Consider the following 17,807-nt stretch of genomic DNA (forward strand, 5'->3'; position numbering starts at 1 on the left):
AAGGGCGACGAACGGTCATGGCTACGGTTTTTCGACGAACGGTCAACTTCACTGGAACGCTGCTGGCACGGCGCTTTGAACCGTTTGAGGACGGAATTCAACGGCGTTCGATGCAACCCCTGCGCCCGCCGGATGCCGGAATAGATGTAACCCATGGGATAAGGAGATTGCACATGCAAATGACAAAATTAGCTGCTTTAACTCTGGCTGGTCTGATGTCCACGGGTGTTTTCGCAGCGGGCACAACCGACAACGACAGTGCCACCAGCGGCGAAACCAAGCAGGAGTCGATGGATGGCAAAACCACTGATGACACCAACCGCTCGGGCATGACCACCGGTGCAGGCACTACCACTGAAACCGGCGCCGAAGCGGGACCTGGCACGGGCACCGGCACCAGCGTGGGCAACACCACGGGTACTGGTAACAGCGCAACCGGGTCAGGAACCGGATCCGGCACTGGCGGCTCTGGTGGCACGGGCAACTGATGCGGTGCAGCCAGATGATGAAAGCCCCGGCCCATGGCCGGGGCTTTTTGCTTTTAGGCAGCGCTGACGCCTGGCGACCTGATTCGCTGTAGCGCGATGCGCCCGAGTTGCCTTTCAGGAGGTGATCTATGGACCTGCGTTTTCCAATTTTCGCGGCAAGTCTGGTGCTGGCATCTGCCGCGCTGGCGACCGGCACCGGTCCTACCCTGCCGGAAAAAAGCCGCGAGCATCCGCTGGACAATCGTGAGCCACAAGACGTCATTGAGCGCCCGGATGCCGACTCGCGCCAGCCACGCCCGCCCACGCTTGAGGCGCCGCCCGCAATAGAGCCGGTCGAGCCCATCGAGCGCCGATCCCCTTCGGAACGACCCGAGCGCCGCGACACGGGTGCTGGCGCCAATCTCGCACCTGCCAATTGATGCCTAACTGATAGCAATGAAAAAGGGAGGCCGAAGCCTCCCTTTTTCATTCTGCGTTCTGCTTAGAACAGAACGCGGCTGCGGATGGTGCCGTTGACCTGCTGGAGCTTCTCCAAGGCCAGATCGGAATATTCCGCATCGACGTCGATCACCACATAACCGACGCGCTCGTTGGTCTGCAGGAATTGACCGGCAATGTTGATACCGTTCTCTGCAAACACGCGGTTGATCTCGCTCATCACACCCGGAACGTTCTCGTGGATGTGCAGCAAACGGTGCTTGCCCGGATGCGATGGCAGCGCCACTTCCGGGAAGTTGACCGAAGACACCGAGGTGCCGTTGTCGCTGTATTTGACCAGCTTCTCTGCGACTTCCAGGCCAATGTTGGCTTGGGCCTCGGCAGTGGAGCCGCCGATGTGCGGGGTGAGAATGACATTGTCCAGGCCGCGCAGTGGGCTCTCGAACTCTTCATCGTTGGAGCGAGGCTCGACCGGGAACACGTCGATGGCAGCGCCAATCAGGTGCTTGTCCTTGACCGCGTCGGCCAGGGCCTGAAGGTCCACCACCGTGCCGCGCGCGGCGTTGATCAGGATGCCGCCCTTCTTGATTGCGCGAATCTCGTCGGCGCCCATCATCATCTGGGTCGCAGGCGTTTCCGGCACGTGCAGGGTGACGATGTCGGACATGCCGAGCAGTTCATGCAGCGAGCCGATCTGCTGGGCGTTACCCAGTGGCAGCTTGGTGACCACGTCGTAGAAGAGCACCTGCATGCCCAGGCTCTCGGCGAGCACGGACAGCTGTGTGCCGATCGAGCCGTAACCAATGATGCCGAGCTTCTTGCCGCGGATCTCGAAGGAGTTGGCCGCCGACTTGATCCAGCCGCCACGGTGGCAGGACGCATTCTTTTCGGGGATGCCGCGAAGCAGCAGGATGGCTTCGGCCAGCACCAGTTCGGCTACCGAACGGGTGTTGGAGTAGGGCGCGTTGAATACCGCGATGCCGCGCTCGCGAGCGGCATTGAGGTTGACTTGGTTGGTACCGATGCAGAAGCAGCCGACGGCGATGAGTTTCTTTGCGGCGTCGAAGACGCTCTCGGTGAGCTGGGTCCGGGAACGGATACCGATGAAATGCGCTTCGGCGATCTTTTCCTTCAGTTCGGCGTCGGGCAGCGAGCCGGTCAGGTACTCGATGTTGGAGTAGCCGGCAGCCTTGAGCGTATCCACGGCAGTTTGGTGGACACCTTCAAGGAGAAGGAAACGTATCTTGCTCTTGTCGAGAGAGGTCTGGCTCATCTGCGTAAAACCTTTAGGCCGGAAAAGAGTACTGATGTGTCCAGCGAAGGCTGGCCGAACCGGGTGACAGCGGTGTCGGGAAGTCTGCCGAGGCACGTTTCAAAGGGGGGCGTATGCTAGCATATGGGCCCTCCGAAACACCTATATCCCGAGCTGAAGCGTACTCAGGATGACCATGAATCGAATGAGAGTTCCCATGATGACCGATCCCGCCCTGATCGAAGAGCTTAAGACCCTGGTCGAGCCCGGAAAGGTGCTGACCGATGCCGATTCGCTGACCACCTATGGCAAGGATTGGACCAAGCATTTCGCACCGGCACCCTCGGCCATCGTGTTTCCGAAAACAGCCGATCAGGTACAGGCCATCGTGCGTTGGGCCAACGAGCGCCAGGTCGCGCTGGTTCCGTCTGGCGGACGTACCGGGCTCTCCGCTGCGGCTGTGGCGGCCAATGGTGAGGTGGTCGTGTCGTTCGACTACATGAACCGGATCCTGTCCTTTGATGAGATGGATCGCACCGTGGTCTGCCAGCCTGGCGTGATCACCGCACAGCTGCAGCAGTTTGCCGAGGACAAGGGCCTCTACTATCCGGTGGATTTCGCCTCGGCCGGCTCCAGCCAGATCGGCGGGAATATCGGCACCAACGCCGGCGGCATCAAGGTGATTCGCTATGGCATGACCCGCAACTGGGTGGCAGGTCTGAAGGTCGTGACGGGCAAGGGCGATCTGCTCGAACTGAACAAGGATCTGATCAAGAACGCCACCGGCTACGACCTGCGTCAGCTGTTCATTGGCGCCGAGGGCACGCTGGGCTTCGTCGTCGAGGCCACCATGCGTCTGGAGCGCCAGCCGACCAATCTCACGGCCATGGTGCTGGGCACGCCGGACTTCGACTCGATCATGCCGGTGCTGCATGCCTTCCAGGACAAGCTCGACCTGACCGCCTTCGAATTTTTCTCCGACAAGTGCCTGGACAAGATCCTCGGCCGTGGCGATATCCCCGCGCCCTTCGAGACCCGCACGCCGTTCTATGCACTGCTGGAATTCGAGGCGACCACGGAGGAACGTGCCGAGCAGGCGCTGGCGACCTTCGAACATTGCGTCAACGAAGGCTGGGTTCTCGATGGCGTGATGAGCCAGAGCGATCAGCAGCTGCAGAACCTCTGGAAGCTGCGCGAGTACATCTCCGAGACCATCTCGCACTGGACGCCGTACAAGAATGACATCTCCGTCACCGTGTCCAAGGTGCCGGCCTTCCTCGCCGACATCGATTCGATCGTCACCAGCAACTACCCGGATTTCGAGGTGCTCTGGTACGGGCATATCGGTGATGGAAATCTGCACCTGAATATTCTCAAACCCGAGGCGTTGTCCAAGGACGAGTTCTTCGACAAATGCTCGTCGGTAAACAAGTGGGTGTTCGAGACGGTCGAGCGCTACAACGGTTCGATTTCCGCCGAGCATGGCGTCGGCATGACCAAGCGCGACTATCTCGAGTACAGCCGGTCAGCTGCGGAAATTGCTTACATGAAGGCGATCAAGGCGGCGTTCGACCCCAACGGCATCATGAATCCTGGCAAAATTTTCAGCCTGCCTGAAGCCTGAAGCCGCGCTTAGCCATTTGCATCAGCTTGCTATTCCCCCTGAGGATTTCGCAATGAATTACAAACACCAGTACACCGACGGCACACCGATTCATTACCCGCTGGGCAAGGTGGTCTGCATCGGTCGCAACTATGCCGAACATGCCAAGGAATTGAATAACCCGGTGCCGACCGAGCCGCTGCTATTCATCAAAGCCGGCAGCTGCACGGCGCCGCTGGAGGGCGGTTTCAGCATTCCGAGCGACCGTGGTGCGGTGCACTACGAGGCGGAGATCGCGGTGCTGATCGGTAAACCGCTGTCGCGAAAGCCGAACGAAGAAGAAGTGCGCGATGCCATCTCCGGCTTCGCCCCGGCGCTGGACCTGACGCTGCGCGACGTGCAATCCAAGCTGAAGGAAAAGGGCCACCCCTGGGAAATCGCCAAGAGTTTCGACGGTGCCTGCGTGTTGGCGCCCTTCGTCCCGGGCGATGCGGTGAGCGACCTGAAGGATATCGGCATTCGCCTGACCATCAACGGCGAGTTGCGCCAAGACGGAAACAGCAGCCAGATGCTCAATGCCATCCTGCCGCTCCTGCAGCACATCGCCGCTCATTTCAACCTGCAGCCAGGCGACGTGGTGCTGACCGGCACGCCAGCCGGTGTCGGTCCGCTGAATCAGGGTGATCAACTGACGCTCGAGCTGGCGGGGCTGTCGCGTTTCGAAAGTCGCGTGCTCTGAGCTATCCAGTTGGGTGGGAGTCACTCCCATCCGGCTGCGCTTTGGCGGTATCGCCCCTCTGGCCGCCCGTGCTGTAATCCGTGCCTCGCCTCGGATCAGCATTCCATGTCAGCCAAACCTTCCCGTCGTTCGCGTCTGCAGCGGTTTCTCTATGCCCTGCTTGCTCTCTGCATCATCGCCGCCACGATAGCGGGTGCGCTGTTGCATTGGGATGACCAGCTGGAACTCTACTGGCAAGAGCAATCGGCGGATGCCGAACAACGTGCAGCGAGCATCTGGTTGCCGGATTACGAGCTGGTCCTGGAAACGACACTGGTGGGCCTGGAAAAAGACCAGACCTCAGGGCTGACCTGGAACCCTGCGACCGGCACTCTGTTTACCGTAACTGGGCGGAACCCGCAGCTGATCGAGTTCTCTCCCGGTGGCGTGGTGCTTCGGCGTGTTCGGTTAACCGGCTTCTCTGATCCCGAAGCGGTCGAAGCGCTGGATGATGGACGCATGGCCATCGTCGACGAGCGCCGGCGGCTGGTCGCGGTGTTCCGGTTGCCTCTGGGTGTAGAGAGCCTCGACCTCGCGGACATAGCCAGCTATGACCTGGGCTTCGAGGGCGCCGGCAACAAGGGCTTCGAGGGCCTGGCGTGGAACCCGCGCTCCCGACGCTTGCTACTGGCCAAAGAGCGTGACCCGCAGGGCTTGTTCGAGCTGTCGATACCGGATGACGGCGGCATTGCCGGTGCGTTAGAAGCGCAGCCGGAACAGCCACTGCTGGTACGCGACATCTCTTCGGTGGCCTTCGATCCGCGCACTGGGCACACGCTGATGCTGTCCGACGAGTCGCGGCTGCTGGTCGAGCTCGACCTGCAAGGTCGGCCGCGCAGCTTCATCAGCTTGCTCGGTGGACTCAACGGGCTGGTGGACGGCATCGATCAGGCCGAGGGCGTTGCCATGGACGAACGCGGCGACATCTATGTCGTCGGCGAGCCGAATCGCTTCTATGTTTTCAGTCGGCGACGGTGATACTGGCGCGCCGCGTGGTCATAGCGCTTGCGCCTCGCCCGTTAAGTTTGGGGTAAGCGAGGCGGCGGATAATCGCGCTTCCTTTCCTACAGCTGAGTGCCTCCATGCGTCGTACTTCCAAGATACCGGCTGCGCTGGCCAGCCTCGCTCTGCTGATGGTCATCGCGGCTGGCGTGCATTACCAGTCGTTCGAGCGTGCCTGGTTCAACCTCAGCCAGTGGTACCACGCCGATGCGCGCCAAGTGAGTTCGTTGTGGCTTCCGAACTACCGGGCGGTCATCCAGGCCCGGCAGGTCGAAGGCATCGCTGACGACCTGTCGGCGCTGACCTTCGATACCGACCGCAATAGCCTGATCGCCATCACTAATGGCACGCCACAGTTACTCGAACTCAGCCTTCAAGGGGAACTGTTGCGAGCAATCCCGCTGACGGGATTCGGCGATCCGGAAGCGATCGAATATATCTCCCGTGGCGTCTATGTAATCAGTGATGAGCGACTGCAGCGCCTGTTGCGCGTGGAGGTTGACGAGCGCACTGAGCGGATCGATGCGGCGGCCAGTCAGCAGTTTTCGCTGGCCATCGGGCAGAACGGCAACAAGGGATTCGAGGGATTGGCTTATGACGTCGCCGGCAATCGGCTATTCGTCGCCAAAGAGCGCGACCCGGTACGCATCTACGAGATCCAGGGCTTTCCCTATGCCGAAGATGGCCCGCCGCTGGCCGTGCACGTCAGTGAGGATCCCGAGCGCGATGCAGGCTTGTTCGTACGTGACCTCTCCAGCCTGCAATACGACGAGCAGACCGGTCACCTGCTGGCGCTGTCGGACGAGTCGCGCCTGATCGTCGAGCTGGATACCCACGGCAAACCCATCAGCACGCTGTCGCTTAAGGCCGGCGAGCACGGGCTGGAAAAGCACGTGCCGCAGGCCGAAGGCATCGCCATGGGGCCTGACGGCACGCTGTACCTGGTGAGCGAACCGAATCTGTTCTACGTGTTCCGCAAAAGCAATTAGCCGTGCTGTCCCTGCTTATTCAGGCTTCAGTGTCTGCACGCCGTCCTTGGTGCCCAGCAGCAGGATATCGGCAGGGCGCGCGGCGAACAGACCGTTGGTGACCACACCGACGATGTTGTTGATCTGCGCTTCGAGATCCGGGGCGAAGCCGATCATCAGGTTGTGCACGTCGAGGATGATGTTGCCGTTGTCGGTCACCACGCCTTCCCGATAGACCGGATCGCCGCCCAGCTTGACCAGCTCGCGAGCGACATGGCTGCGCGCCATGGGAATAACCTCCACCGGCAGCGGGAAGGCGCCGAGGCGATCGACCAGCTTGCTGCCATCGGCGATGCAGATGAAGGTCTTGGCTACCGCTGCGACGATCTTCTCCCGGGTCAGCGCCGCGCCGCCACCCTTGATCAACTCCAGATGGCTGTTTGTTTCGTCGGCGCCATCGACGTAGAACTCCAACTCGGAAACGGTGTTCAGGTCATACACCGGAATGCCGTGGCCCTTGAGGCGTTCGGCAGTGGCATCGGAACTGGCCACCGCACCGTCGAAGGTACCTTTGTGTTTAGCCAACAAGTCGATGAAGAAATTGGCAGTGGAACCGGTGCCGACGCCGACAATACTGCGGTCATTGAGCTGCGGGACGATGAGGTCGACGGCGGCCTGAGCGACGGCCTGCTTGAGTTGATCCTGGGTCATGGCGTAAGGGTCCGGGCGAAGAGAAACAAGGTGCGGGAGTATAGCGGCGCCTTGGCGGTGGGTCTTGCGCGGAGCGAGCTGTATGGGTGTTTCCCGTTCTGATTGTCGGTGGTCGGCGCGTGGCTCGCAGAGTAGACTCGATGACCCCGCAAAGCCTGCCAAGATAGCCCACGATGCTCGAACAGTACGTCAAGAAGATCCTTACCTCGCGCGTCTATGACGTCGCCGTCGAAACTCCGTTGCAGCCCGCACGCCAGCTTTCCGAGCGGCTGGGTAACCAGATTCTGCTTAAGCGCGAGGATCTGCAGCCGGTGTTCTCGTTCAAGATTCGCGGCGCCTACAACAAGCTGGCGCAGCTGTTGCCCGAGGAGCTGGCGCGCGGCGTGGTCACCGCCTCGGCTGGCAACCATGCCCAGGGCCTGGCGCTGGCAGCGCGCGAGCTGGGCATCAAGGCCACCATCGTCATGCCGCGCACTACGCCGGAGCTGAAGGTGCAGGGCGTGCGCGCCCGCGGCGGCAAGGTCGTGCTGCAGGGCGATGCCTTCCCCGAGGCGCTGGCTTATTCGCTAAAGCTGGTCGAGGAAAAGGGCTACGTCTACATCCACCCGTACGACGATCCGCACGTAATCGCCGGGCAGGGTACGGTAGCGATGGAAATTCTCCGCCAGCACCAGGGCCGGCTCGACGCGGTGTTCGTGCCGGTGGGCGGCGGCGGCCTGATCGCGGGCGTGGCCGCATACATCAAATACCTGCGCCCGGAGATCAAGGTCATCGGCGTCGAGCCAGACGACTCCAACTGCCTGCAACAGGCGCTGGCGGCAGGCGAGCGTGTGGTGCTGCCACAGGTGGGGCTGTTCGCCGACGGTGTGGCGGTGGCACAGATCGGCCAGCATACCTTCGACATCTGCCGGCACCATGTGGATGAGGTAATCACCGTCAGCACCGACGAGATCTGCGCAGCGATCAAGGACATCTACGATGACACCCGCTCGATCACCGAGCCGGCCGGCGCGCTGGCGGTGGCAGGAATCAAGCGCTACGTCGAACGCGACGGCGTAACCAATCAGGTGCTGGTGGGCATCGACTCGGGTGCCAACGTCAACTTCGACCGCCTGCGTCATGTCGCCGAGCGGGCTGAGCTGGGCGAAAAGCGCGAGGCGATCATCGCCGTGACCATCCCCGAGCAGCCAGGCAGTTTCAAGGCGTTCTGCGAGGCGCTGGGCAAGCGTCAGATCACCGAATTCAACTACCGCTACCACCAGGACCGCGAGGCGCACATCTTCGTCGGCGTGCAGACCCATCCGGAAAACGATCCGCGCGCGGCGCTGGTGGAAGGTCTGCTGGCCAAGGGCTTTCCAGTGCTCGACCTGACCGACAATGAACTGGCCAAGCTGCACACCCGTCATATGGTCGGCGGGCATGCGACGGGGGTCAGCGACGAGGTAGTGTTTCGCTTCGAGTTCCCGGAGCGGCCAGGGGCGCTGTTCAACTTCCTCAACAACCTGGGTGGACGCTGGAACATCTCGATGTTCCATTACCGCAACCATGGCGCGGCGGATGGCCGCGTGGTTGCCGGCTTGCAGGTGCCGGCCGAGGAGCGTCATCTGCTGCCGGCCGCGCTGGACAAGATCGGCTATCGCTACTGGGACGAGACGGACAATCCGGCCTATCAGCTGTTTCTTGGCTAACGCCGGGAAAAGGGTCGCCGTATTCAGCGTGCGCCAGTCAAACCAACCGAACAGGCCACTAGCGAGAAAAGATGGAACATTACCAGTTGCTGAATATCGTCCATGCCGCACTGGCGATCCTCCTGACGCTCGGGTTGATCGCGCATGTAGTCATGTTGTGGAAGGCCTGGCGCCGGGCTGATGCGGCCGTGCTACAGCAGAAGCTGCGGCGTACGCGGCTGTTTTCGCTCCCGCTGTTGGCAGCCCTGGCGTTGCTGTTGCCGGTCACGGGCGGTTGGCTGGCGCATCTGGCCGGTTTCCCGCTCGGGCAGCTCTGGCTGCTGGGCAGCTCGATCCTGTTCCTGATCCTGGTGCCGCTCACGCTGTTACTCGGCGGGCGCCTGCGTGCCTGGCAGGGTCTGGGTGACACGCCGGCTCCGGTCAAGCTGCCGCGCTTGGCGCTGGCCTACGCCGGACTGATTCTGCTGATACTCGTCGCGATCATGGGGCTGATGGGAGCCAAGCCGGTCTGAAAGGTCGCTGCAGGGCGATCAGGCCGTGTCTCTGGTTTTCGAGCGATACCACCAATACGCCGCGAGCAAGGCGAGCAGCAGGCTGCCGCTTGCGTAGAGCCAGCCAAAGCCGCCGGTGAGGCTGAACAGCATATACGCCAGTAGCGGGCCGCAGGCGGCGCCGAGGTCCTGGCCAATGGAATAGCGGGTCATGAACCGCACCGCATCGAGGCGGCTGGCGGTCTCGGCGGCGAGCGCATCGCCAAGCGTGGTCAACGCCGTGGCGGCCAGCAATGCCAGCAGCGTCACCAGCAGCCATAGGGGCAGCGGCAGGCTCAGGGCCATGGGCGCGAAGCTGGCGGCCCCCAACAACAGTGAGGCGGCCAGCAAGGGCAGGCGCCGCTGCGGTCCGTCCGACCAGCGTCCTATCCGGCGAGCCAGCCACGGTTCCCACGCCCAGCGCAGCGCTTGCAGAACACCAGCGGCAGCGGTGGCGCTGAGCAACAGGCCGAACAGCTGCAGTTCCACGCCTTGGTAATGGCCAATCAGCGCGCTCAGTGTCGACGCAAAGATGCCTTGTATGAGCAGAGCGATCACGAGCCCCGTGAACATCACCGGCCAGCTACGCTCGCGGCTGACGAAGCGGCTGCTGGGCGTCTCCGTCGTCTGTGGCTTGACGTCGTTTGCGGCGGGCAGGTGAAAACCGAACAGCAGTAGCGGCAGCCCCAGCAATGACAGCAGCCCAAAGGCCCAGGCCAGGGCCGGCAGCCCGATGAACGCCACCAGCAAACCACCGAACAGCATGCCGAACAGGCTGCCCAGGCGATACAGGCCGTTGTACAGCCCGATCGCATGACCCTGGCCGTCAGGTTCGGCGCAGCGCACCACGGCAGTCAACCCGCCGATGCGAAACAACGACCAGGCAACACCCCAAAGCGCACGTAACAGAAGCCAGGCGACGAAACCCTGGGCCCAACCGTAGCCGCAGGTACTGATGGCGCCGAGCAGAACGGCGAGCAGCAGGCCGGTACGCAACGAGATTCGCTGGTAGAGCAGGCCAATCAGCGGATTGATCGGCAGGCGAACCAGGCGATTGATCGCCAGTAAAGCGCCGACCTGCCACAGCGAGTCCAGACCCGCCTCCTGCCAATGCAGGGGCAGGGCGATGTAGAGCATCGAGTCGCCCAGCAGGCTGAGGGCCGTGGCCAGCGACACCATCACCACCGGTCGCATGCCCGGTTTCCCTGCGTCTTCGCGGATCACGGCGCCTCCTGGCTCAGCGCAGGCTGATGATCTCCCAGCCGCGCTGTTGGGCGATCTCGCGCAGAATCGGGTCGGGGTCGACCGCGACCGGATGGCTGACCCGCTCGAGCAATGGCAAGTCATTGCGCGAGTCGCTGTAGAAATAGCTGTCGTCCAGGCTCTGGTCGTTTTCCTGAAGCCAGCGCTCGATGCGAGTGACCTTGCCTTCCTGGAAGCAGGGCACGTCGGTGAGGCGACCGGTGTAGCAGCCGTCCTGCATCTCGCACTCGGTGGCGAGCAGCGTGTCCACGCCCAGTCGCGCGGCAATAGGCCCGGTAATGAAGCGGTTGGTCGCCGTGATGATCACTACGCGGTCGCCGGCCTCATGGTGCTGGCGCACCAGTGCCTCGCCCTTGGCCAGCACGATCGGTTCGATGTGGTCACGCATGAATTCGCTATGCCATTGTTGCAACTGCGCCATCTCGCTGCGACCGAGCAATTCCTGGCAGAAATTCTGGTAGGCCGCGACATCCAGCGTGCCCGCCAGGTAGTCCTGATAGAAGGCATCGTTACGCGCCCTGTAATCGGTAGCGTCGACCAGGCCGCGTTGGCAGAGGAATTCGCCCCAGGCGTGGTCGCTGTCACCGGCCAGCAGGGTGTTATCGAGATCGAATAAAGCCAGGCGCACGCCGCGTTCCTCGGAGCGATAAAGGGACGCGAAGCATAGCGGGATTGCCCGGCGCGTGGCACCCTCGAGGCGCCAAACCGCAGGCTGGAAGCGGTTGATCGACGGCGGTGCAGCGCGCTTTCTGCTTTTCGCCTTTTTGTGGAACAATGCCGCGACATGCGTTTGCGAGGTTGTATGCCGTGATCGACTCCGATGGTTTTCGCCCCAACGTCGGCATCATCCTGACCAATGATGCCGGGCAAGTGCTATGGGCTCGACGGATTAATCAGGATGCGTGGCAATTCCCGCAGGGCGGCATCAATCCGCGCGAGACACCCGAAGAGGCGCTGTACCGCGAACTCAACGAAGAAGTGGGGCTTGAGCAGCAGGATGTGAAAATCCTTGCCTGTACCCGCGGCTGGTTGCGCTATCGTCTGCCGCAGCGCCTGGTGCGAACTCACAGCCAGCCCCTGTGCATCGGCCAGAAACAGAAGTGGTTCCTGCTGCGCCTGACCGGCACCGAAGACCGGGTACGTATGGATCTTACCGGCAAGCCCGAGTTCGATGGCTGGCGCTGGGTCAGTTACTGGTACCCGCTGGGTCAGGTCGTTACCTTCAAGCGCGAAGTTTATCGTCGCGCCTTAAAAGAACTCGCCCCGCGCCTGCTGGCGCGGGACTGACGGGAGAAAGCCCCTGAGCATGCTCGGCACGCTGCGCAAGATTGTCCAGGAAGTGAATGCCGCCAAGGACCTCAAGGCGGCCTTGGGCATCATCGTGCTGAGAGTACGGGAGGCCATGGCCAGCCATGTGTGCTCGGTCTACCTGCTCGATCCGGAATCCGGTCGATTTGTTCTGATGGCCACCGAAGGCCTGAACAAGAAAGCTATCGGCAAAGTCAGCATGGCGCCCAACGAGGGTCTGGTCGGCCTTGTTGGTACTCGGGAGGAACCGCTTAACCTCGAACACGCCTCCGAACATCCGCGTTATCGCTATTTCGCCGAAACAGGCGAGGAGCGCTACGCCTCTTTTCTCGGCGCACCGATCATCCACCATCGGCGGGTGATGGGTGTCCTGGTCATTCAACAGAAAGAGCAGCGCCTGTTCGACGAAGGTGAGGAAGCCTTCCTCGTGACCATGAGTGCGCAGCTCGCCGGGGTCATTGCTCATGCCGAGGCGACGGGTTCGATCCGCGGCCTGGGCAGGCAGGGCAAAGGCATACAGGAGACCCGCTTCATCGGCATCCCCGGTGCGCCGGGCGCGGCCGTGGGTACTGCGGTAGTCGTACTACCGCCCGCCGATCTGGATGTGGTGCCGGACAAGACCATCACGAACGTCTCGGCCGAACTCGAACTGTTCGAGGCTGCGCTCCAGGCTGTGCGGGCAGATATGCGCGCACTTTCGGAGAAGCTAGCCACGCAGATGCGCAAGGAAGAGCGCGCACTGTTCGATGTCTACCTGATGATGCTCGACGACTCCGCCCTCGGCGGCGAAGTGTCAAAGGTCATCCGCACCGGACAGTGGGCCCAGGGCGCATTGCGCCAGGTGGTCAGCGACCATGTCGGCCGCTTCGAGATGATGGACGATGCGTATCTGCGCGAGCGTGCCTCGGACGTCAAGGATATCGGCCGGCGCCTGCTCGGCTATCTGCAACAGGCCCGCCAGCAGACGCTGACCTATCCGGATAACACTATTCTGGTCAGCGAAGAATTGTCTCCAGCCATGCTCGGTGAAGTGCCCGAAGGCAAGTTGATGGGCATGGTTTCGGTGCTCGGTTCGAGCAATTCACATGTGGCAATCCTCGCCCGCGCTATGGGGATTCCGACAGTGATGGGCGCGGTCGATCTGCCGTATTCGAAGGTCGATGGGATAGAGCTGATCATCGACGGCACCCGCGGCGAGATCATTACCAATCCGGCCAAGGTTTTGCGCGAGCAGTACCTGGTCCTGGCCGAGCAGGAGCGTCAGCTCTCCGAAGGTCTGGACATCCTGCGTGAGTTGCCCTGCGAAACCACCGACGGCGTGCGCATTCCTCTGTGGGTGAACACCGGGTTGCTGGCCGATGTGGTACGGGCTCAGGAGCGCGGCGCAGAAGGCGTGGGCCTGTATCGCACCGAAGTGCCCTTCATGATCAAGGAGCGCTTTCCCAGCGAGAAGGAGCAGATGGCGATCTATCGCGAGCAGCTGCAGGCCTTCCATCCGTTGCCAGTGACCATGCGCAGCCTCGACATTGGCGGCGACAAGAGCCTGCCGTATTTCCCGATCAAGGAAGAAAACCCCTTCCTCGGATGGCGCGGTATTCGCGTCACACTGGACCACCCCGAGATTTTCCTGCTGCAGACCCGCGCCATGCTCAAGGCCAGCGCCGGACTCGACAACCTGCGCATCCTCTTGCCGATGATCTCTGGCACGCGCGAACTGGAAGAGGCGCTGCACTTGATCCATCGCGCCTGGGGCGAGGTGCGCGACGAGGGCACGGATGTCGAGATGCCGCCCGTGGGCGTGATGATCGAAGTCCCGGCGGCGGTCTATCTGACCCGGGAACTGGCGCGTCAGGTGGATTTCATCTCAGTGGGCTCGAACGACCTGACCCAGTATTTGCTAGCGGTCGATCGCAACAATCCACGCGTGGCCGATCTCTACGATTACCTGCACCCAGCCGTTCTTGAGGCGCTGCAACGTATCGTTCGCGAGGCCCATGAGGAAGGTAAGCCTGTCAGTATCTGCGGCGAGATGGCAGGCGACCCAGGTGCAGCCATGTTGCTGTTGGCGATGGGCTTCGACAGCCTGTCGATGAACGCCACCAACCTGCCAAAAGTGAAGTGGATGCTGCGCCAGATCAGCTCGGCGACGGCGCGCGAGCTGTTGGCCAAGGTGATGGTGATGGACAGCCCTCAGGTGATTCGCGCCACGCTGCAGCTGACCTTGCGCAACCTCGGTCTGGACCGCATGGTCAATCCTTCGGCCGCACTCTAGAGGCGAATCAGACGCGCATCGGCTCGCTCATCTGGCTGAGCGGCGGCAGGCTGATGCGACTCTCTCCCAGCGGACCAGCAGGGCCGAAGCGACGCTCGGTGAGTTCCGTCGAGCCATCCGCTCGGCGGATCAAGACCGTACTGGCGCGGGTCCCGTAGTCGGCGCCGGCAATGAACACGCTCGATAGCCTCTTTTCCCACTCATATGGCACGCCGGTGCTGGGCAGTTCGGCGTCCGCGGCGGGCTGTGAGTCGCCCAGCAGTTGTAGCAGTGTTTCCGTGACCGGTGTGTAAAGACATTCTTGCAGTGCTGAACGAGCGCGCACGAGTTTTGGCCATGGCGTGTCCAGTGCGGCATTGGACAAACCGTAGGTGCCGGCCGGCAGCTGTTCTGGTGTGCCCATGGCTGAGTTGAGATACCAGAGTTCACGCGCATCGCCGACTAGCAGATTGAATCCCGAATAGTGCTGCAGGTGACCTGTCACCTCCGTCAGGTAGGCCTGAGGCGAGAGCTCGCTGCGCAGGTAGCGCTCGGGCAGTTCACCCCGGGAGCGAGCCCCGATCGGCATTCCCGGCGCGCGAATATTGGTCAGCGCGGCGAAGCGACCGGCCGTTCCAATGCCCATCCAAGTGCCGCCGGCCTGTAGATCGCGTCCAGCGATTATATGTGGCGCATCTTCCCAGGCTGCTAGCGGCAGGCTGGGGCGCGCATGGAACTCATCGCGGTTGGCGGCCACGATCAGCGGCAGCGCGTGGCTTGGGCGCCAGCTAAAGACAATCAGGCACATAGGAAGACCGAGAGACACATTGGCGTTTGAGGCTAGACGAAAAGGCGATCCGGCCACAACCCGCAAATGGCGGTGCTTGAGGCTGGTCAACGGACTCGAGCGGAGTCTTGGTGGATATAAAAAGCCACGTACACCCTACGCTTGGCTTCCAGCTTTTCCGCTACCATGCCGCTTTGTTTTCCAGGGTGGCCTGATGGAGTTTTTGCTTTATCTGCTTCTTGGCGGATTTGCGGGTGTGCTGGCCGGGCTGTTTGGCGTGGGCGGCGGGATGATCATCGTCCCGGTGCTGGTCTTCAGCTTCACCATGCAAGGCTTCGATCCGCTGGTGCTGACCCATCTGGCCGTTGGCACGTCGCTGGCCACCATCATATTCACCTCGTTGAATTCGATCAGGGCTCACCACCGCCGGGGCGCGGTGCGCTGGTCTGTGGTGTTGTGGATGACCGTCGGCATCCTGCTCGGCGCGGCGTTGGGGAGCCTTACCGCGGCCGCGATCCAGGGGCCGATGCTGCAGAAGATGATCGGCGTTTTCGCCATTGCCATGGCGATCCAGATGGCTTTCCCACTGCAGCCCAAGGCCAGCCGCGGCGTGCCCGGTAAGCCAGGCCTCACTTTGGCAGGCGTCGTGGTTGGGTGGACCTCGGCAATCTTCGGTATTGGCGGTGGCTCCCTGACCGTGCCTTTTCTCAGTTGGCGCAGCGTGCCCATTCAGCAGGCGGTCGCGACGTCCGCGGCTTGTGGTATGCCGATCGCCATCGTCGGCGCGTTGAGTTTTGTGGTGGTCGGCTGGCAGGATGCGCATCTGCCGGAATGGAGCCTGGGATTCGTTTATTTACCGGCGGTGCTGGGCATTGCCCTCACCAGTATGTTCTCGGCGCGTATCGGTGCCCAACTGGCGCATCGGCTATCGGCGCTGATGCTCCGGCGTCTGTTCGCACTGTTGCTGCTTAGTGTTGGTATCAACTTCTTGATCTGAGGAAACCCGGATGCTGCCTTATCCGCAGATAGACCCTGTGGCCGTTTCGCTAGGCCCATTGCAAATCCACTGGTACGGCCTGATGTATCTGATCGGCATCGGTGGCGCCTGGCTACTGGCATCGCGCCGGCTGCACCGCTTCGATCCCAGCTGGGACAAGGACAAACTCTCCGATCTGGTGTTCTGGGTCGCCATGGGCGTGATCGTCGGGGGGCGGCTGGGCTACGTGCTGTTCTATGACCTGCCTTCCTATATCAACGACCCGACGCTGATTCTGCAGGTCTGGAAGGGCGGCATGTCGTTCCACGGCGGGCTTATTGGCGTGCTGTTGTGCACCTGGATCTTCGCGAGGCGCAACGGCAAGAAATTCTTCGAACTGATGGATTTCATCGCGCCTTTCGTGCCGATCGGTCTGGGCGCCGGACGCATCGGCAACTTCATCAACGCCGAACTCTGGGGCAAGGCCAGCGATGTGCCCTGGGCGATGGTGTTTCCGACCGATCCGCAGCAGCTGGCGCGGCATCCCTCACAGCTCTATCAGTTCGCGCTGGAAGGTGTAGCGTTGTTCGTCATCCTCTGGATTTATTCCAGCAAGCCGCGGCCGACCATGGCGGTGTCCGGTCTGTTCGCCGTCTGCTACGGCATCTTCCGCTTCATCGTCGAATTCGTGCGAGTCCCCGATGCTCAACTCGGCTACTTGGCGTTTGGCTGGTTGACCATGGGCCAGTTGCTCTGCGTACCCATGGTCCTGATCGGCCTCGGCATGATCGCGTGGGGCTATCGTCACGAGCCGGCCAAGGCGCCGGCCTGATTGCAGCCGTCCGGCTTGTCGCCAAGTGCGCGACAAGCCGGACGCTGCCTTTTACTATGTCCCGCTTACTTGTCACTGCGCCTCGGCGCCCGCTTCGAGCCCATCGATGAAACAGTATCTCGACCTGATGCGCCATGTGCGCGAGAACGGCACCTTCAAGAGCGACCGCACTGGTACCGGCACCTACAGCGTCTTCGGCCACCAGATGCGTTTCGACCTGGCCGAAGGCTTCCCGCTGGTGACCACCAAGAAGTGCCACCTTAAATCCATCATTCACGAGTTGCTGTGGTTCCTTCAGGGCGATACCAATATCAAATACCTGCAGGAAAACGGCGTGCGCATCTGGGACGAGTGGGCCGACGAGCACGGTGAGCTCGGCCCGGTCTATGGCTACCAGTGGCGCAATTGGCCGTCCCCCAATGGGGAATCGGTGGACCAGATCGCCAAGCTGGTTGAGATGATCAAGAACAACCCGGACTCGCGCCGGCTGATCGTTTCGGCCTGGAATCCTGCCCTGGTCGACCAGATGGCCTTGCCGCCGTGCCATGCGCTGTTTCAGTTCTATGTTGCCGAGGGCAAGCTCAGTTGCCAGCTGTACCAGCGCTCTGCAGACATCTTCCTCGGGGTCCCCTTCAACATTGCAAGCTATGCGCTGTTGACCTTGATGGTCGCGCAGGTCTGCGATCTGCAACCGGGTGACTTCATCTGGAGCGGCGGCGACTGCCACCTGTACGCCAACCACCTGGAACAGGCCGATCTGCAGCTGACCCGCGAGCCGCTGCCACTGCCGACGATGAAGCTCAACCCGGCGGTGAAAGATCTGTTCGCTTTCCGCTTCGAGGACTTCGAGCTGGTGGGCTACGAAGCACATCCGCACATCAAGGCCCCTGTTGCCGTCTGAATGCGGCTTTGGTCGGCTTTGCCTCTCCGGG

At 61.9% G+C, this 17,807-nt stretch carries 18 protein-coding genes; 13 read left to right on the top strand and 5 right to left on the bottom strand.

The genetic code is table 11. The annotated features are described in order from the left end of the window. Positions 1 to 17: 17 nt before the first annotated feature. Both CH92_RS01585 and CH92_RS01590 read left to right on the top strand, forming a co-directional pair. Entirely contained in the window at positions 18 to 488 is a 471-nt protein-coding gene (locus tag CH92_RS01585) for a hypothetical protein (protein ID WP_144380946.1), read from the top strand. 128 nt (positions 489 to 616) lie between these two features. Beyond that, complete coding sequence (locus CH92_RS01590) at positions 617 to 907, top strand: hypothetical protein (RefSeq protein ID WP_025240052.1); 291 nt, start codon at positions 617 to 619, stop codon at positions 905 to 907. A 62-nt stretch (positions 908 to 969) separates the two neighbouring features. Here the strand turns inward: CH92_RS01590 and serA are convergent, their stop codons facing one another. Then, on the bottom strand, positions 970 to 2,199 hold the full coding sequence (gene serA, locus CH92_RS01595; RefSeq protein ID WP_025240053.1) for a phosphoglycerate dehydrogenase: 1,230 nt from the start codon (positions 2,197 to 2,199) through the stop codon (positions 970 to 972). Positions 2,200 to 2,398: 199 nt separating this feature from the next. On the opposite strand from serA, the gene CH92_RS01600 reads away from it, so the two are divergent. The 4 genes from CH92_RS01600 to CH92_RS01615 all read left to right on the top strand — a co-directional run bounded on the left by CH92_RS01600 (position 2,399) and on the right by CH92_RS01615 (position 6,550). Then, positions 2,399 to 3,802, top strand: coding sequence for an FAD-binding oxidoreductase (locus CH92_RS01600; protein ID WP_025240054.1), 1,404 nt, complete (start codon positions 2,399 to 2,401; stop codon positions 3,800 to 3,802). 52 nt (positions 3,803 to 3,854) lie between these two features. Further along, a complete protein-coding gene (locus CH92_RS01605; RefSeq protein WP_025240055.1) occupies positions 3,855 to 4,520 on the top strand; it encodes a fumarylacetoacetate hydrolase family protein in 666 nt (221 codons plus the stop codon). A 105-nt stretch (positions 4,521 to 4,625) separates the two neighbouring features. Further along, positions 4,626 to 5,537 carry an SdiA-regulated domain-containing protein gene (locus CH92_RS01610; protein WP_025240056.1) on the top strand — a complete coding sequence of 304 codons (912 nt, stop codon included), beginning with the start codon at positions 4,626 to 4,628 and terminating at the stop codon, positions 5,535 to 5,537. A 104-nt stretch (positions 5,538 to 5,641) separates the two neighbouring features. Beyond that, positions 5,642 to 6,550, top strand: a complete 909-nt coding sequence (locus CH92_RS01615) for an SdiA-regulated domain-containing protein (protein ID WP_025240057.1) — start codon at positions 5,642 to 5,644, stop codon at positions 6,548 to 6,550. A 15-nt stretch (positions 6,551 to 6,565) separates the two neighbouring features. Here CH92_RS01615 and rpiA read toward each other — a convergent pair whose 3' ends face one another. Beyond that, complete coding sequence (gene rpiA, locus CH92_RS01620; protein WP_025240058.1) at positions 6,566 to 7,240, bottom strand: ribose-5-phosphate isomerase RpiA; 675 nt, start codon at positions 7,238 to 7,240, stop codon at positions 6,566 to 6,568. Positions 7,241 to 7,413: 173 nt separating this feature from the next. Here rpiA and ilvA point away from each other — a divergent pair, with 173 nt between their 5' ends. After that, positions 7,414 to 8,928: a threonine ammonia-lyase, biosynthetic gene (gene ilvA, locus CH92_RS01625; RefSeq protein ID WP_025240059.1), complete on the top strand. Its 1,515-nt coding sequence runs from the start codon at positions 7,414 to 7,416 to the stop codon at positions 8,926 to 8,928. Positions 8,929 to 8,999: 71 nt separating this feature from the next. Further along, the gene (locus CH92_RS01630; RefSeq protein WP_025240060.1) at positions 9,000 to 9,440 is read left to right on the top strand and encodes a DUF2269 family protein; all 441 of its coding nucleotides are present in this window, start codon (positions 9,000 to 9,002) and stop codon (positions 9,438 to 9,440) included. An 18-nt stretch (positions 9,441 to 9,458) separates the two neighbouring features. Here CH92_RS01630 and CH92_RS01635 read toward each other — a convergent pair whose 3' ends face one another. Beyond that, on the bottom strand, positions 9,459 to 10,679 hold the full coding sequence (locus tag CH92_RS01635) for an MFS transporter (protein ID WP_423833199.1): 1,221 nt from the start codon (positions 10,677 to 10,679) through the stop codon (positions 9,459 to 9,461). Positions 10,680 to 10,695: 16 nt separating this feature from the next. Continuing rightward, positions 10,696 to 11,349, bottom strand: a complete 654-nt coding sequence (locus CH92_RS01640) for an HAD family hydrolase (RefSeq protein WP_025240062.1) — start codon at positions 11,347 to 11,349, stop codon at positions 10,696 to 10,698. Positions 11,350 to 11,528: 179 nt separating this feature from the next. Here CH92_RS01640 and CH92_RS01645 point away from each other — a divergent pair, with 179 nt between their 5' ends. Both CH92_RS01645 and ptsP read left to right on the top strand, forming a co-directional pair. Further along, positions 11,529 to 12,008 (top strand): RNA pyrophosphohydrolase, encoded by a 480-nt coding sequence (locus CH92_RS01645; RefSeq protein ID WP_025240063.1) that lies wholly within the window; start codon positions 11,529 to 11,531, stop codon positions 12,006 to 12,008. 19 nt (positions 12,009 to 12,027) lie between these two features. Then, positions 12,028 to 14,301 carry a phosphoenolpyruvate--protein phosphotransferase gene (gene ptsP, locus CH92_RS01650; RefSeq protein WP_025240064.1) on the top strand — a complete coding sequence of 758 codons (2,274 nt, stop codon included), beginning with the start codon at positions 12,028 to 12,030 and terminating at the stop codon, positions 14,299 to 14,301. A 7-nt stretch (positions 14,302 to 14,308) separates the two neighbouring features. On the opposite strand, the gene CH92_RS01655 is transcribed toward ptsP, so the two are convergent. Next, positions 14,309 to 15,088, bottom strand: a complete 780-nt coding sequence (locus CH92_RS01655) for an NRDE family protein (protein WP_025240065.1) — start codon at positions 15,086 to 15,088, stop codon at positions 14,309 to 14,311. A gap of 193 nt (positions 15,089 to 15,281) precedes the next feature. Here CH92_RS01655 and CH92_RS01660 point away from each other — a divergent pair, with 193 nt between their 5' ends. The 3 genes from CH92_RS01660 (at position 15,282) to CH92_RS01670 (ending at position 17,776) form a co-directional block, all read left to right on the top strand. Continuing rightward, positions 15,282 to 16,064, top strand: coding sequence for a sulfite exporter TauE/SafE family protein (locus tag CH92_RS01660; RefSeq protein ID WP_025240066.1), 783 nt, complete (start codon positions 15,282 to 15,284; stop codon positions 16,062 to 16,064). Between the two features lie 10 nt (positions 16,065 to 16,074). Next, positions 16,075 to 16,875, top strand: a complete 801-nt coding sequence (gene lgt / locus CH92_RS01665; RefSeq protein WP_025240067.1) for a prolipoprotein diacylglyceryl transferase — start codon at positions 16,075 to 16,077, stop codon at positions 16,873 to 16,875. Positions 16,876 to 16,981: 106 nt separating this feature from the next. Next, entirely contained in the window at positions 16,982 to 17,776 is a 795-nt protein-coding gene (locus CH92_RS01670) for a thymidylate synthase (protein WP_025240068.1), read from the top strand. Positions 17,777 to 17,807: the final 31 nt, after the last annotated feature.

Origin of the sequence: Stutzerimonas stutzeri, assembly GCF_000590475.1 — a bacterium.
Taxonomy (GTDB): Bacteria; Pseudomonadota; Gammaproteobacteria; order Pseudomonadales; family Pseudomonadaceae; genus Stutzerimonas; species Stutzerimonas stutzeri_D.